Consider the following 13,442-nt stretch of genomic DNA (forward strand, 5'->3'; position numbering starts at 1 on the left):
GCCAAGTTCCGACCACGGTCGTCCTCCGTTTTGATTACAAGCTCCGAGCAGCACTCATCATGCATGGAAGGTCGGCCGATCAGGCGAAGATGTCGACGGCTGAGTCGGGCAGGCCCTGGATCGTGTTCACCGTGCTGTAGAAGGAGTTGGCCTGCTTCGCCAACGCACCCTGAATGTCACCGGCGGCGCCCCAGATCTTGCCGTACTCGCTGATCCGCGTGAAGTCACCGACGTCAAGGCCGGCGTGGAGGCTGGTCATGATGTCCGGGAAGGCCTTGAGCTTGACGGCGTCACCAACGCCGCCAGCGGCCTTGTATGCAGCCGAGAACTTGGCGAACTTGCCAGCGTCTGTCAGGGCACCGACCGCATCGGCCATCTTTCCGAACTTGCCGAACGGTATGACGTCGAGAACCGCCAGCCCAAGGTCGACGATCGAACATTTTCCGGCACAGAACTGGATGGTCCTAGCAAGGAGTACAAGCGCCGATACCGCCATCGCGATGGCCGCAAGGGGTCCGGCAATGAACAGGGCCGCCACGAAGAGCACCATCGCGACGATCTCGAGGACCGCGATGATGTCGTCGAGGACCTCCCAGAAACCATCCTCGATCTTGCCGGACATCTCGTTACCGATGCCGCTGACAGCAGCGTCGTACGCATCCTCCCAGGAGTCGTAGTAGCCGTCCCAGGTCTCGGCGGCGTTCTCCCAGTCCTTGCGGGCCTGGTCCTTCGCCTCCTCGGCGTCTTCCTCCTGCTGCGCCTCCGGGCTGCCTTCCTTCGGACCGGCGCCCGGAAGGTGGGTCGGCGCACCTTCCATGCTGTCGAACTTGGCCCACAGGTCCTGGCAGGTGTCGACCTGCGACCTGATCAGCGGCTGCCACTGCTGAAGCTCTTCGCCGTATTTCGCGATTATCGGGCCTACCGGCGTATAGAGCGCGCTGGCCTCTTCGAGCGTCTTGTAGGAGTCGCCGATCCTGTCCTGAAGCTTCTCGACGGCCTTGCCGTCCATCTCGCCATTGGCGAGATCGTGCTCGGAGATCTTCTTCAGCTCTTCATAACAGGACTTCATCATCTCGCCCAGACGCTCGATGGCGTCGCCGCGCTCGATGATGCCCGAGGGGTTGCCCTCGACAGTCTTGATCTCTCTGCCCTTAGGGGATGAATCCATGGCTCATGTGCTCCTTCGTCGAGCCCGTCAGGTGTCCTGATCGCCCGTCGCACGGTCACCGCGTTCGCGGTCCGGCGGACGTCCTACTTGGTCTGGAACTGGAGGGCAGTCTCGCTGTCCCAGTTCTCGAAACCGTCGACTACGCCTTTGACGTGCTCCTGGAGCTCCTTCAGGCTCTCCTTGAGGTCGTCGCGCTTGTCATCCCAGCGCTCCTCGAAGTCCTGCGCCTTGTCGCGAAGGTCGCCGCGGCCGTACGGATTGCCGATGTCCGCCTCGAGCGCTTCGGACTGGCTCGTCGCATTCTCGAACTCGCCCACGATCGAGTCCAACTGCGTCGCGATTCTCGAGAGTGTCTCGATCTTGATCTTGACGTCCGCCACCGCGCGCTCCCCTTCGATCTTCCGTCAATACCCGGTCATAGTGCTGAAATACCGCTTTGGGCGGGGCGATCACCTACGCGCCGCCCCGCCCAACCAAGCGAATGGATCAGCCGCCGGCGAGCTGCGAGTCCAGGTCCTGGATCGCCGTGGCCATGTCACGCAGAGCCTGAGCCATGTCCTCGACACCAGCAATGGCGTCCTTCAGACCCGTGGTCATCTCCGTGTAGCCGTCCTGGAACTTGCCCGACGCCTTCTCCGTCTTGAACCCGTCCTGAACGAGCTCGTCGACGTAGCCCTGGCACTCGTCCAGCGCGGACTCGATCGTGTCCTTGCCCTGGTCGAGCTTGTCGGCGGTGCCGGTCATCTCGTCGTATGTTGCCCCGAAGTCACTCATCGATCATTGCCTTTCCCGCGATTTCATTGCAGGACGCCCCGTCGGGGCGCCGGACGTCACGGTATTGCACGCGACCTGAAGTAGTGAAGCGCAAATCGCGATTCGTTGTCACCTTCATACAAGGATCTCTCGGAAGCCTCCGAGACGACGGCCGCCTAGATCCTAACGACGCCCGTGGGGGACCTGTCGTCGACATAGCCAGACGCCGCCGGGAGGCTGGCCGGACGGTCCACTAGAGTGTGGCCCCCAACCACCTCGGGGATACGGAGATCTCATGAGCACTGGCGCTACCGTCGCGCTGCTAGTCGGCATTGCCCTGCTGATCCTCCCGGCTTGGCTGGCCTGGTATCTCGTAAGCCGTCAGCGGCGTGTGGGCGCGTGGCCACGCGCCCAGGCGACAATTCGCAACGCCCAAGAAAAGGCCTACCGGTCCTCGTTCATCGAGTCGAGCACGACGGAGACATACGTCCACGCCCACTACGAGTATCGGGACGCCGCTGGAATTCAGCACGTCGGTGAGGTCGAGCATCTCCACAACGGGAAGGTTGGCGACATCATCGAGATCATGTACGACCCCGCCGACCCCGACTCCAGCGACATCGTCAGCGGCGGCTCAACTGGCGGTCGCATCATCAACTACGGCGCGATCTTCATCATCTTCGGCGGCGGCGGTATCTTCCTTATCTTGGCCTCCCTCGGCATCATCTCGATGTAGGGGAACCGACAGCTACGGACCGCACCCGCCTCGGGGATCCGTGCAGGACCACGTACGTCATGAGCTCGGCCGCGCAGTCTCGACCACAGCCCGGCTAGTTGTCCTCAGGCGTCTAGTTGTCGCCAGGACCCGATCGGCATGTTGAGCATCGCCGGGATGTCGATGTCTCTTTCGTTCACAACGCCGCGCTTCACCAGGATCTCAATGGCCTGCGCCCGGACATTGTTGTAGTTCAGATCCTCCCGGCTCTGGGGGCGAGCGTTTCGGGGCGTCGTCGGACTCCCGGGTCGTGAGCCGAAAAGCCACAATACGAGGAAACCAAGGTTTGCGACGGCCGCCGCAAGAACGAGTAGAACGAGCAAACTGCCGCCAATGTCCACCCCGCCCCATTGAAGCAGGGTGAAAGCGCCGGCAGCGGACGCACCCGATACCGCGGTAACGAGCGAATCCATCAATCGGCGTCGGCGACCGAAACCGTGCCATATCTGGAACGTGACGAAAGGAACGGCCAGTGCGATCAGATACGCCATGAACACGGCAGAGGCCAACGCGTCCGAATCACCGATAGCTCCATTCGCTCGAGAAATCAACACGATAAATCCGAGCGCGGGAAAGGCGTATAGGAGCGCTCCCAAGAGGTAAATCGGGAGACCGAAGATCGGACTCGGCCCCATCGGTGGATCCAGATCCGGAGCCGGCTTGCTCAGAATCTCGGACTCAATAACGCCCCATTGGACAGGCTGAGAAAAGTCAGACGCGCGTACCCACCCGAGCACTTGGTCGACGCCATCAAGACCATCACTCATTACTGATACATCCCAATATCAATCTCTAGCGCATCCTACTTCGGCGCGGACGCCGAGGCGGCACGCCACCTTACCGTCGAAACACAAGTATCAAAAAGGTGCTTGATGGCGAGAACTTTGGGATCGTCCTGCGGCACGTTGAGCGGCGCGCCAAATCCAGCCACAAGTTGCAATGCACGACGGCGGTTCGTTCCCGGAATCGGCAGCAGGTAGGTGACCGACCAATTGCGGACGGACTCGCTGCCCACCTGTACCCGCTTCTCCTTCTCGTAGCGCAGGGTGCGGACGTCCCCCAACAGGGGCGTTGCCCCATGTCCCCGAATTAGCTCTCGCGCCATGGCGTCGAGGCTGGCCCCAGGCTCCGCCCGGCGAATTGATGCGATCATCGAAGCCGGCATCCACAAGGTAGATGGGTTGTCTTCCTCCGTCGCGACGAAAAAGGCCGTCGCGCCATTCGCCCGCATGTCATCGAATGACTTCTTCAGCAGTCGCCGGGTTTCGGCGTACATCTCTATCTTGTGCGCTTGCATGAGCCGTTGCTTCAACCCCGAGACCATTATCTCAAAGGTCTCATCATCGACCGCTCTCCGAGACCAACCCGGAGGAAGAGTGATGTCAAACTCGGGATCGGCAGAAATTCCCATCGCTGCACGCAAATCGGATGCACTCATACGCTCTCCTCAAACTGCCACGGGGACTCCTCGAGAACCCCTTCGACCATAACCGACTGGAACGTCTGACCGTTCCCCGGACGGACGAGACGAAGATTGCGAAGCAATGGGAGAACGCCCCGAAGAGCATAGACCGTGAGCGGTTCAAACACTTCCGCCAAACTCACAATGAGAGTGGCCTCACCGTCGTCGAAGACGAAGTGGATGCCAGCCAAATCGATATCGGCACCGGCCGCGTTCGAAATCACCCGTTGTGTCGTGCACTGAAGCCCAGGTCCGATGTGCGGCGCCTCAAAGCGATGCACGATGGCGTCGGGCTCTTCCCACTTCGGCATATCCAGGGATGGATACACACCGATATGGCACATCGCGGTGACTCGTCCGATTGGCGGCCACACCTGAAACGTCGCAATCGAGGAGGTGTTGTCGCGATCGCTAAGAGCAGACCTAAGCAGCTCATCCGCCTCGGCTCTCGAAATCGGACTCCCGTCCCAACCTTCTTTGCCGGCAACTTCTTCCGTCGCAGCTAAGACCCATTCATCCGATTGGCCGGGGCCGAGGCCGCCCGGGATGAACAACCATCCGGGGACCTCAAAGTCTTCCACCAGGTCAAGAGCCCATTCGTGCTGTGTCATTTATCAGCCTCAGTCTCGGTCAACCGAGCCAACTCGGAATGTTGAGTGAGGGAAGATTGAGCGCCGGGATCCTCTCAAAATTGGCGTAGTGACCCGTCACTCCCGAGAACGCCGTCAGCGCGAAGTCGAATGCAGCTAGATTTCTGACCGATGACAGCCCAGCCATGGCGGCATTATCGGCCCAGAATCCACGGTGAGCCTGATACACGCTCGCGAAGCCCTCGCTACCCAGGAACAGTTTACTGAATCCAGTGCGCGCGCCACTCGACTTGAAGATTCCGATGAGCCCGTCACTGTAATACAACTTCGGATTCCTGAGCGCACTCGTAAGGCCCTTGCAGGCACCGAAATTCCCGAATAGCGCCGCCTTCGAAGCTGCCTTGTTCAGATGGCCGAGTTTTGCGAATGTCGACAGCTTTCCGATAGGAACGATCGCGACAGCTGCCAAGAATATATCCCACCCATTGGCTTCATCATTAAAGAATTGCCCAAGAACGGCGACCAGGTAAAGGGCCCCAACGATAAGAGCGAGGGCGCCGAGTATAGGACCGCCGATAACCAGCGCGATGATACCAACAGCGAACGCGACCCATCCCAGAATATCAGCCGCATCCGACCACCAACTATCCTCAATTGCGCCAGAGGTCCCGTCGGTGATGCCGTTCGTAGCCGTGTCGAAGGCGTCCTCCCACACGTCATACCAGGTGTCGAAGACCTCGGCTTCGCTCTGCCAGTTTTCGTACGCTTCCTTCTTGGCCTTGTTCTCAGTGGCTTCCTCTTTGTCGGTGCCGCCGATTCCGAGGAGGCCACCCTCCTCCTCTGTGGTGCTGTCGTCCTTGTCGCCCGGGAGGTTCTCGTAGGTCGACCACAACTCCTTGCAGGTGTTGGCACTCCCGTCGATCCGCGGCTTGCACGACTCGAGCGATTCGCCGTACTGCACGAGAACCGGCCCGACGGGCTCGTAGAGGTCGCCGGCCTCTCTCAGTTTCTCGTGAGAGTCGCCGATGATCTCTTGAAGCTTCTGGATGGCCTTACCCTGCTGCTGTCCATCCGAGAGGCTGTTGTCCTTGAGAGTCTGCAGAGTTGTGGCAGCGTCATGCATCTTCTTACCGAGGCTCTCGATCTGCTTGCCTCGCGAAACGATTTCTCCGGGCGTGCCTTCAACATGCTTGATCTCCCTGCCCTTGGGAGAGTCTTCCATCCCGCCAAACATCGACTTGATCTCCTTGTTCCCGAGCTACAGCCCAGTCGTTTCCGCCACCACGCTACTGCCGTCTCACTTGGACTCGAACGCCAAGGCGGTCTCGCTGTCCCAGTTCTGGAACCCATCGACGACACCCTTGACATGCTCCTGGACGTCCTGGAGTGCGTCCTTCAGCTCGTCACGCTTGTTGTTCCATCGATCTTCGAAATCTTCGGCCGCCTCCCGAAGGTCGTTGCGGCCGAACGGATCTCCGATGGCGTCCTCAAGCTTGTCGGCACGGCTGCTCGCCTGCTCGAACTCCTCGACAATTTTGCTGAGACTCGTGGCTACGGTGTCCAACTCAGCGATCTTGATACTGACGTCGGCCATATCCGACCGTCCTTCCGTTCCCCGACAAACTCTTGACGTACCGACAGTCGCCGATGTCCGGGCTATCCACCGTCATCGGACGACCGCGGCGGGCCAACCCAGAGGGTTGGCACCGCCGCGCAATGCTGTCGATCAGCCGCCGGCGAGCTGGGAGTCCAGGTCCTGGATGGCCGTAGCCATGTCGCGCAGAGCCTGAGCCATGTCCTCGACGCCAGCGATAGCGTCCTTGAGGCCGGTGGTCATCTCGGAGTAGCCGTCCTGGAACTTGCCAGAGGCCTTCTCCGTCTTGAACCCGTCCTGAACCAGCTCGTCGACGTAGCCCTGGCACTCGTCCAGCGCGGACTCGATCGTGTCCTTGCCCTGGTCGAGCTTGTCGGCGGTGCCGGTCATCTCGTCGTATGTTGCCCCGAAGTCACTCATCGATCTTCGCCTTTCCCGCGATTTCCATTACACGACACCCCATTGCGGCGCCGCTCGTCACCATCACTCACGCATCACGAGGTCGTGAAGCGTGAACCCGACGAGCCGACACCCTCATCCCGAGCGTGGTCCGAGATCCGGGCGATCGACTTCGTCGCGGTAGTCCTACCCGCTACGTCGAGTTCTAAACATCTCCGAAAGTAAAGATTCTGCTGGACCCGGTTAGGAGGTCACAGCAGCGCACGACCAACGCTGCGGCTCAGCCGCCAGCGAGCTGCGAGTCCAGGTCCTGGATCGCGGTCGCCATGTCACGCAGAGCCTGAGCCATGTCCTCGACACCAGCAATGGCGTCCTTCAGACCCGTGGTCATCTCCGTGTAGCCGTCCTGGAACTTACCGGACGCCTTCTCCGTCTTGAACCCGTCCTGAACCAGCTCGTCCACGTAGCCCTGGCACTCGTCCAGCGCCGACTCGATCGTGTCCTTGCCCTGGTCGAGCTTGTCGGCAGTGCCGGTCATCTCGTCGTATGTTGCGCCGAAGTCACTCATCGATCATTGCCTTTCCCGGGATTTTCATGAGGTGACGCCTCTGAGAACGCCGCTGGCCACCGTAGGCCACCCGTCACAAGGATGTGAAGGGTAAAAACGACCTCGTTGTCAGATTCATGCAGAGTTCTCGGAGTCGCTCGCCAGAGGCATCTGCATGGTCACCATGCGCCCGGCCTGGACGAAGATTCCGCGGCCCACCGGGAAGTCGGTGCGCTTCAGCTTGCCGAACGGAACCTTGAACAGCGTGTCGCCGTCGTAGGTGTCCGGCTTGAGCACGAGGCCCTGGCGGGCGGCCTTCCACTCACCCATGACGCCCGAGCCGCCGCCGGCTCGAGTGACGTCGGCGTCGCCGACGAAGAGGTGGTCGGAGTTGTTGATCGCCTGCAGCAGGGCACGCATCGGGCGGTCGGCGGGACCGTCGGCCAGGTGGGTCATGTCCTCGGCGACGATCATGATGCGGCCGGGGAAGGACTCGTCGGCGACGATCTCGGCGAGCTCGGTGACGAGCGCCTTCTCGTCGTCGGGGCGGGTGGCGCTGCGTACCCACGGCCGGAAGTCGCCGAGCATGGCGCGACGGCTGCCGAGGTGGAACAGCTTCACCTCGGGGTCGAAGCGCTCGACGGACTCGATGAGCGCCTTGAGGGCGTTCGTCTTACCGGACTGCGGCGGGCCGGTGATGATGAACGAGCCGATCGGGTCGAAGCCACGCGCGGACAGGGTGTCGTCGGCGATACCGAAGACGGGCTGCCCGTTGGCCTGCGCCGGCATGGCCCTGCTGGAGATCTTCGTCGGCAGGGCGCCGATCTCGCCGACCTCGGGAACACCCAGGGCCCGCAGCTGGGAGACCAGCTCGTCGAGCGCCTTGGTCTGCTCGGCAACGTTGGTCGTACCGCCCAGAACGGCGAGCTGCACCTCGGCCTTGTCGACGACGGCGCGGCCGGGCACCGACTGCTCGTTGAGTACGTCCTTGGGTGCTCCGACCAGCACGTACTGGCTCGGGTCGGAGAGCCGCATGACGACACGACGCGGGATGTTCGCGAAGACGGCCGTCGGGACGGACCCAGACCGGTCGGCGGTGATCACCGCGTGGATGCCGAGCGGGCGGCCCTCACCGAGGACCCGCATGAAGGACTGGTAGAACGGCGCGCGACCGGCTGCGATCTCCCACTCCTTCTTGAACTCGGGGTAGTTGTCGATGAGGAGCAGGATGCGCGGCATCGACTGGTCGGCGATCTCACGGTATTCGGTGAGGTTCGCGGCCGCGGCCTTGGAGAACAGCTCGGAGCGGCGGTCCATCTCCCGCTCGAGGGTGCGCATCAGCCGCTGCAGACGCTCGGCGTCGTCGCCGTCGATGATCGAGCCGACGTGCGGGAGACGCGCGATCGCACCCAGCGCGCCGGAGGCGAAGTCGAGGCCGTAGACCTGGACTCGGCCGAGCTCCGGCCGCGCACCGGCGGCGGTCGCGATCGTCTTCAACAGGGTCGACTTGCCCGAACCGGAGGACCCGAAGATGAGCAGGGAGCCGTCGCGGTCGGGAGCGAAGTAGATCGCGTTCTGCTGCTGACGCTCAGGGATGTCGGCAAGGCCCAGGAGGATCTGTCCGTCACCCTCCAGCGGCAGGTCGCGCATGTCGACCACGGACGCCAGGTCATCGAGCCACGGTCGCCGCGGGGTCATCAGACCAGCGGTGGCGGAGGCCTTGATCAGGTTGGCCACGATCCGCTTCTGGTCGTTGGGGCCGAGGTCCTCGTCGTGCGAGTCGCTCTCCGGCGGACGCTCCGGCTCCCACTCCGTGATCGAACCGAACTTCAGCTCGGCCACCTTCACGTCAGCGGTGACGACCTCGTCATCGCGCGTCCATCCACCGGCGTACGCGGACTGGAACGGAGTCAGGCGACCCGGTCCGGTCTTCGCGATGCCGCGGCCCGGCAGGGACGGCGGGAAGGTCCCGGCGATCGGGTCGTCGACGACGTCCTTGGAGTCGGTCTCGTCGGCCATCCGCAGCGCGACGCGGAGGTTGGTGTTGGCCCGCAGGTTGTCCTTGATGACGCCGGCCGGGCGCTGGGTCGCCATGATCAGGTGGATACCGAGCGAACGACCTCGCTGGGCGATGTCGACGACGCCGTCGACGAACTCCGGCACCTCACCGGCCAATGCGGCGAACTCGTCGATGACGAGCACCAGCGCGGGCGGGCACTCCGGGTCCTGTCGCTTCTCCAGCTCGAGGAGGTCCTTGGCCTTCTTCCGGTTGAACAGGTGCTCGCGGTAGTGCAGCTCGGCCTTGAGGCTGGTCAGTGCACGGCGTACGAGGTGCGGGCTCAGGTCGGTCACCAGACCGACGCAGTGCGGCAGCTCGATGCAGTCGGCGAAGGCCGAGCCGCCCTTGTAGTCGACGAAGAGGAACGTCACCCGGTCGGGCGAGTGGGCCGAGGCGATGCCGAGCACCCACGCCTGCAGGAACTCGGACTTACCGGCACCGGTGGTGCCGCCGACGAGGGCGTGCGGGCCCTGCGTACGCAGATCCAGCGTCATCGCGTCGGAGGCTCCCTGACCGATGATGGCGCGCAGGTTGCCCGCCTTCTTCAGCCGCGGCCGCGGCCGGTCGGAGCGGTCGATGACCGAGTTGTTCTGCCGCCAGCGCTCCACCACGGAGTGCGGGTCCTCGGCGACCTCGTTGCCGACCAACGACAGGAAGCCGACCGAGTTGGGGAGGTCGGAGGAGTCGTGGACGACGGTGCTGGCGTCCACCACCGGCGCGAGCCGCTTGGCGAACATTTCCATGTAGGCGTTCGAGACGCCCTCGACAATGACACCCTCGTAGAGGTCGCCGTTGCGGACGAGCCCGACGGTGGCACGCTCCAGGCCGTCGCTCACGTCCAGGAAGCTGCGGCACACCGCCGGCAACGCCTCGACGGTGGAGGACATGAAGACCGCGTGTACGCCGACATCGGCGCCGCGCTCGAGCACCTGGACCAGCCGGGCCCGGTCGACCGGAGCATCGTTGGTGACGAAGACGACGATCGAGACCTGCACCCGGGCGTTGGTCTCCTCGCCGGCCCGGGCGACGTCGGTGCCGTACTGCATCGGGTTCCACTTCTCGGCGAACGGGCCGCGGTGCTCCGCTGTCCGGCCGGCGCGCATGATGTATTCCTCAAGTGCGCTGAGCAGGGCGTTGGCCGTCGGTGCGGAGTCGGCCAGCGGCATGTCCTTGAACCGGTTGGTCTCCGAGGTGGTGTGCGGCAGCCACTTGAGCCACTCGAACTCCTCGACCCAGTCCGGGTCGGCGAAGGCGACGGTGACGACCTCGTTGGGCGCGTGCAGACCGAAGAGCTGCACCGCGAGCCCACGCATCGCATCGGCGGCCGGGCCGGCCGGGCCGGCGACACCGACAGAGCCCACCGCGGGGAGCGACTCCAGCAGCGGTACGTCGTCGACGTACTTGTAGCGCTCCTTGAGGCGGTCGATCCGCTCGATGAACTCGGGCAGGCCGTTCTGGGTGTCACGCTCCGCGATCGAGTTGCGCGACAGGGAGCGGGTGGTGCCGAGGCGTACGGCCAGGAAGTTCCAGTGCTCGGGGCGCCGGGTCCACAGCCGCGGACCGAGCTGCATCGCCTGCTCGAAGACCTCGGCGACCGCCGGGACCTCCTCGTTGCGAGCGAGCTCCTCCTCGGGCTTGCTGCGGTAGAAGACCTCTTCCAGCTTCTCGAACTGCCGCTCGAAGAGCTCGATCTCGTGGTCCTGCTTCGCGCCGGCCTGGCGGTGCTGGTTGATGTAGTTGCCGACCGCCATCATCGGGGTCATCACGACCAGCAGCAGCGCGCGGGCGCGGCCGGTCATCGCGTAGATCGAGAGCGCCATGATGATCGGCGCGATCAGCACGAACCACGGGAACAGCTTCTTCTGCATCTCCGTGGGCATCCACGGCGGCGGGTGCTCGGTGCCGGGGTAGCGGACATCGACCCGCGGGCTGCGGTTGAAGAGCAGGCCGCCACCGCGCTCGAGGACCGGGTCCTCGACGGCGGAGAGGAAGTCGGCCGAGAGCTGCATGACCAGCGTGGTGCTGCCGATCACGACGGGCGTGTCCGGCGCCAGACGTACGCGGGAGACCTGGGTGCCGTCGACGACGACGCCGTTGGCCGAGTTGAGGTCGACGAGCTCGACCGAGCGGTCCACCTCGATGCGGGCGTGACGCTTGGAGACCATCGGGTCGGCGAGCACGATCTCGTTCTCGGGACCGCGGCCGATCGAGGCGTGGCCGGTGGTCAGCGGGAACGCCTGTCCCCGCACCGGACCGTCGATCGCCCGCAGCACCCCGACGCTCTTGCGCCGAGAGCCGGTCGTCTCGTTGTCCGGGCCCATGTTGACGACCGCGGCCGCGAACCCGGAGCCGATCGGCGCGTCGCCGATGGGTACGTCGGGCTCGAGCGGCTCCATCCGGTCGGCGGTCGGCGGGGCGACAGCCAGGGTCAAGATGTCGTGCTCATTAGCGATCACGGAGCGCGCCGGGTCCGCGTCGGCGATGTGCCGAGCGACGTCACCAGCGGTGGCCGTGGAGTCGGCTGTGACGATCACATCCGCAGGCGCGACACCCGGCCGGTGCAGAGTGAGCTTGACCTTCATCCTTCGTTCCCCTCGTCAACGTGCCAGTCATTGCAGCCAGATGCGGCAGATGGAGCGGCGGTCACCCGCGACGCACCAGGGCCGAGCGGTCACCGAAGCGGATCATCGCGCCGACCGGTGCCAGCACCGGCTCCCACGCGTTCAGCCGTCGGGTGGCACCCTCGTGGATCACCACGGTGCCGTTGGTCGAGCCGCGGTCGGTGACCTCGACGCCGTCACCGCTGGGGCGCAGCGAGAGGTGGGTCTTCGAGACCGACACGTCGATGATCGAGACCGTACGCGCCCCCAGCGTGTTCTCCGTCATAGCGGGGTCACGGCCGACCAGCACCAAGCCGGCCACCGGGATCCGCTCACCGGAGTCGACCTTGAGCATGATGCCCCGCTCGCGCGGCTGCGCCGGAGGCTGCTGACCACCGGACGTGGGCAGCGGCGTGGGGGCCGGCGTGGGAGCGGGCGTAGGCGTCGGCGTCGGGGCCGGATGCGGGGTCGGTGTCGGGTAAGGCGTGGGCGTCGGGGTCGGAGGCGGCGGGGGAACCGTCTGGCCCTGGTTGGGGGTCACCGCGCGCGAGGGCGGGATCGACGGGGTCACCGGCTTCGGTGCCACCGGTCCCGACGGCGGTGTCGCGAGCGAGCCGCCCGCGGAAGCACCGGGCTCGTCGTTCCTCGCCTTCGGACGGGAGACGCCGAGTACGCCGGCGCTGACCCGCCCCGAGGGCCGGTAGCTGCCGGCGTCGTGATCGTTGGGGGTGGTGAGCGAGGGCAGCGACTTCCGCTGCGCGACGGGCGCGGCCGCGACCGTCTTCCGGGCGATGCGCATCCGCTTCTCGTCGTAGGGGTCGAGGCCCTCACGTACGTCGACCATCCAGATCTCGGCGACCTTGTCGTGCCAGCCGCGGCTCCGCTGTTCCTTGTCGAACAGCGGCGAGGCGAGGAAGGCGATCGGAGCGATCGGGATGATCCCGGAGCCCCAGAGCACCAGCGCGCGGAGGAAGGCGCGGCCGACGCCCGGCCGCTCGAGCGTCTTGACGTTGATCGAGCGGATTCCGACGACGGACTTGCCCAGCGTGACCCCGCGGCGGCCGTGGAAGACGATCTGGACGATGACGAAGATCAGGCTCAGCAACACGGTGGCGCCGCCCGCGATCGCCGCCAGCATGAAGTCGGGGTGGCTCAGGAACCGGGCGAAGCCGAACTTGCCCTGGGCAAGCTTCAGCAGCAGCGGGAGCGTGAAGACCAGGTAGGGGACCTGCAGGAGCAGGTAGCAGACGATGTCGACGGCGGCCGCGGCCGCACGGCGGCCCAGCGGCGCGTCCTTCAGACCGAGCGAGGCGGCGTAGGCCGGATCCGGCTTTCCGTCGGCGGTGAGACCCTCGATCCGGTCGTCATTTTCGGCGACCTCCCATATCTCCACCGCAAGAACTCCCTCACGCCCGATGTCCGAGTAATTTCGGCGCTGACCAACAACGCCAGAAGGCTACCGGAATGTCCCGGCTCGGGCGCGATGGTGTCTGGC

The 13,442-nt window shown here is 64.5% G+C and carries 13 protein-coding genes; 1 reads left to right on the top strand and 12 read right to left on the bottom strand.

Annotated elements, in window-relative coordinates:
• Positions 1–79: 79 nt before the first annotated feature.
• The 3 genes from ABZU72_RS19910 to ABZU72_RS19920 all read right to left on the bottom strand — a co-directional run bounded on the left by ABZU72_RS19910 (position 80) and on the right by ABZU72_RS19920 (position 1,942).
• Complete coding sequence (locus ABZU72_RS19910) at positions 80–1,168, bottom strand: hypothetical protein (RefSeq protein ID WP_355020558.1); 1,089 nt, start codon at positions 1,166–1,168, stop codon at positions 80–82.
• An 83-nt stretch (positions 1,169–1,251) separates the two neighbouring features.
• Positions 1,252–1,548, bottom strand: a complete 297-nt coding sequence (locus ABZU72_RS19915; RefSeq protein WP_355020559.1) for a flagellar protein FlgN — start codon at positions 1,546–1,548, stop codon at positions 1,252–1,254.
• A gap of 106 nt (positions 1,549–1,654) precedes the next feature.
• A complete protein-coding gene (locus ABZU72_RS19920) occupies positions 1,655–1,942 on the bottom strand; it encodes a WXG100 family type VII secretion target (RefSeq protein ID WP_008356172.1) in 288 nt (95 codons plus the stop codon).
• A 274-nt stretch (positions 1,943–2,216) separates the two neighbouring features.
• Between ABZU72_RS19920 and ABZU72_RS19925 the strand changes: the two genes are divergently transcribed.
• Entirely contained in the window at positions 2,217–2,657 is a 441-nt protein-coding gene (locus ABZU72_RS19925; protein WP_355020560.1) for a DUF3592 domain-containing protein, read from the top strand.
• 104 nt (positions 2,658–2,761) lie between these two features.
• Here ABZU72_RS19925 and ABZU72_RS19930 read toward each other — a convergent pair whose 3' ends face one another.
• The 9 genes from ABZU72_RS19930 to ABZU72_RS19970 all read right to left on the bottom strand — a co-directional run bounded on the left by ABZU72_RS19930 (position 2,762) and on the right by ABZU72_RS19970 (position 13,340).
• Positions 2,762–3,463, bottom strand: coding sequence for a hypothetical protein (locus ABZU72_RS19930; RefSeq protein ID WP_355020561.1), 702 nt, complete (start codon positions 3,461–3,463; stop codon positions 2,762–2,764).
• A 35-nt stretch (positions 3,464–3,498) separates the two neighbouring features.
• Positions 3,499–4,134, bottom strand: coding sequence for a hypothetical protein (locus ABZU72_RS19935; RefSeq protein ID WP_355020562.1), 636 nt, complete (start codon positions 4,132–4,134; stop codon positions 3,499–3,501).
• A complete protein-coding gene (locus ABZU72_RS19940; RefSeq protein WP_355020563.1) occupies positions 4,131–4,769 on the bottom strand; it encodes a hypothetical protein in 639 nt (212 codons plus the stop codon). The genes ABZU72_RS19935 and ABZU72_RS19940 overlap by 4 nt, the downstream gene beginning before the upstream one ends.
• A 19-nt stretch (positions 4,770–4,788) precedes the next feature.
• Positions 4,789–5,970: a hypothetical protein gene (locus tag ABZU72_RS19945; protein ID WP_355020564.1), complete on the bottom strand. Its 1,182-nt coding sequence runs from the start codon at positions 5,968–5,970 to the stop codon at positions 4,789–4,791.
• 75 nt (positions 5,971–6,045) lie between these two features.
• Positions 6,046–6,342: a flagellar protein FlgN gene (locus tag ABZU72_RS19950; RefSeq protein ID WP_355020565.1), complete on the bottom strand. Its 297-nt coding sequence runs from the start codon at positions 6,340–6,342 to the stop codon at positions 6,046–6,048.
• Between the two features lie 132 nt (positions 6,343–6,474).
• Positions 6,475–6,762, bottom strand: coding sequence for a WXG100 family type VII secretion target (locus ABZU72_RS19955; protein ID WP_141791345.1), 288 nt, complete (start codon positions 6,760–6,762; stop codon positions 6,475–6,477).
• 259 nt (positions 6,763–7,021) lie between these two features.
• Positions 7,022–7,309, bottom strand: coding sequence for a WXG100 family type VII secretion target (locus ABZU72_RS19960; RefSeq protein ID WP_008356172.1), 288 nt, complete (start codon positions 7,307–7,309; stop codon positions 7,022–7,024).
• Between the two features lie 114 nt (positions 7,310–7,423).
• Positions 7,424–11,929, bottom strand: a complete 4,506-nt coding sequence (locus ABZU72_RS19965) for an FtsK/SpoIIIE domain-containing protein (RefSeq protein WP_355020566.1) — start codon at positions 11,927–11,929, stop codon at positions 7,424–7,426.
• 61 nt (positions 11,930–11,990) lie between these two features.
• Positions 11,991–13,340: an RDD family protein gene (locus ABZU72_RS19970; protein WP_355020567.1), complete on the bottom strand. Its 1,350-nt coding sequence runs from the start codon at positions 13,338–13,340 to the stop codon at positions 11,991–11,993.
• Positions 13,341–13,442 lie beyond the last annotated feature (102 nt).

It is taken from the genome of Nocardioides sp. NPDC004968 (assembly GCF_040608935.1).
Lineage (GTDB): Bacteria > Actinomycetota > Actinomycetes > Propionibacteriales > Nocardioidaceae > Nocardioides.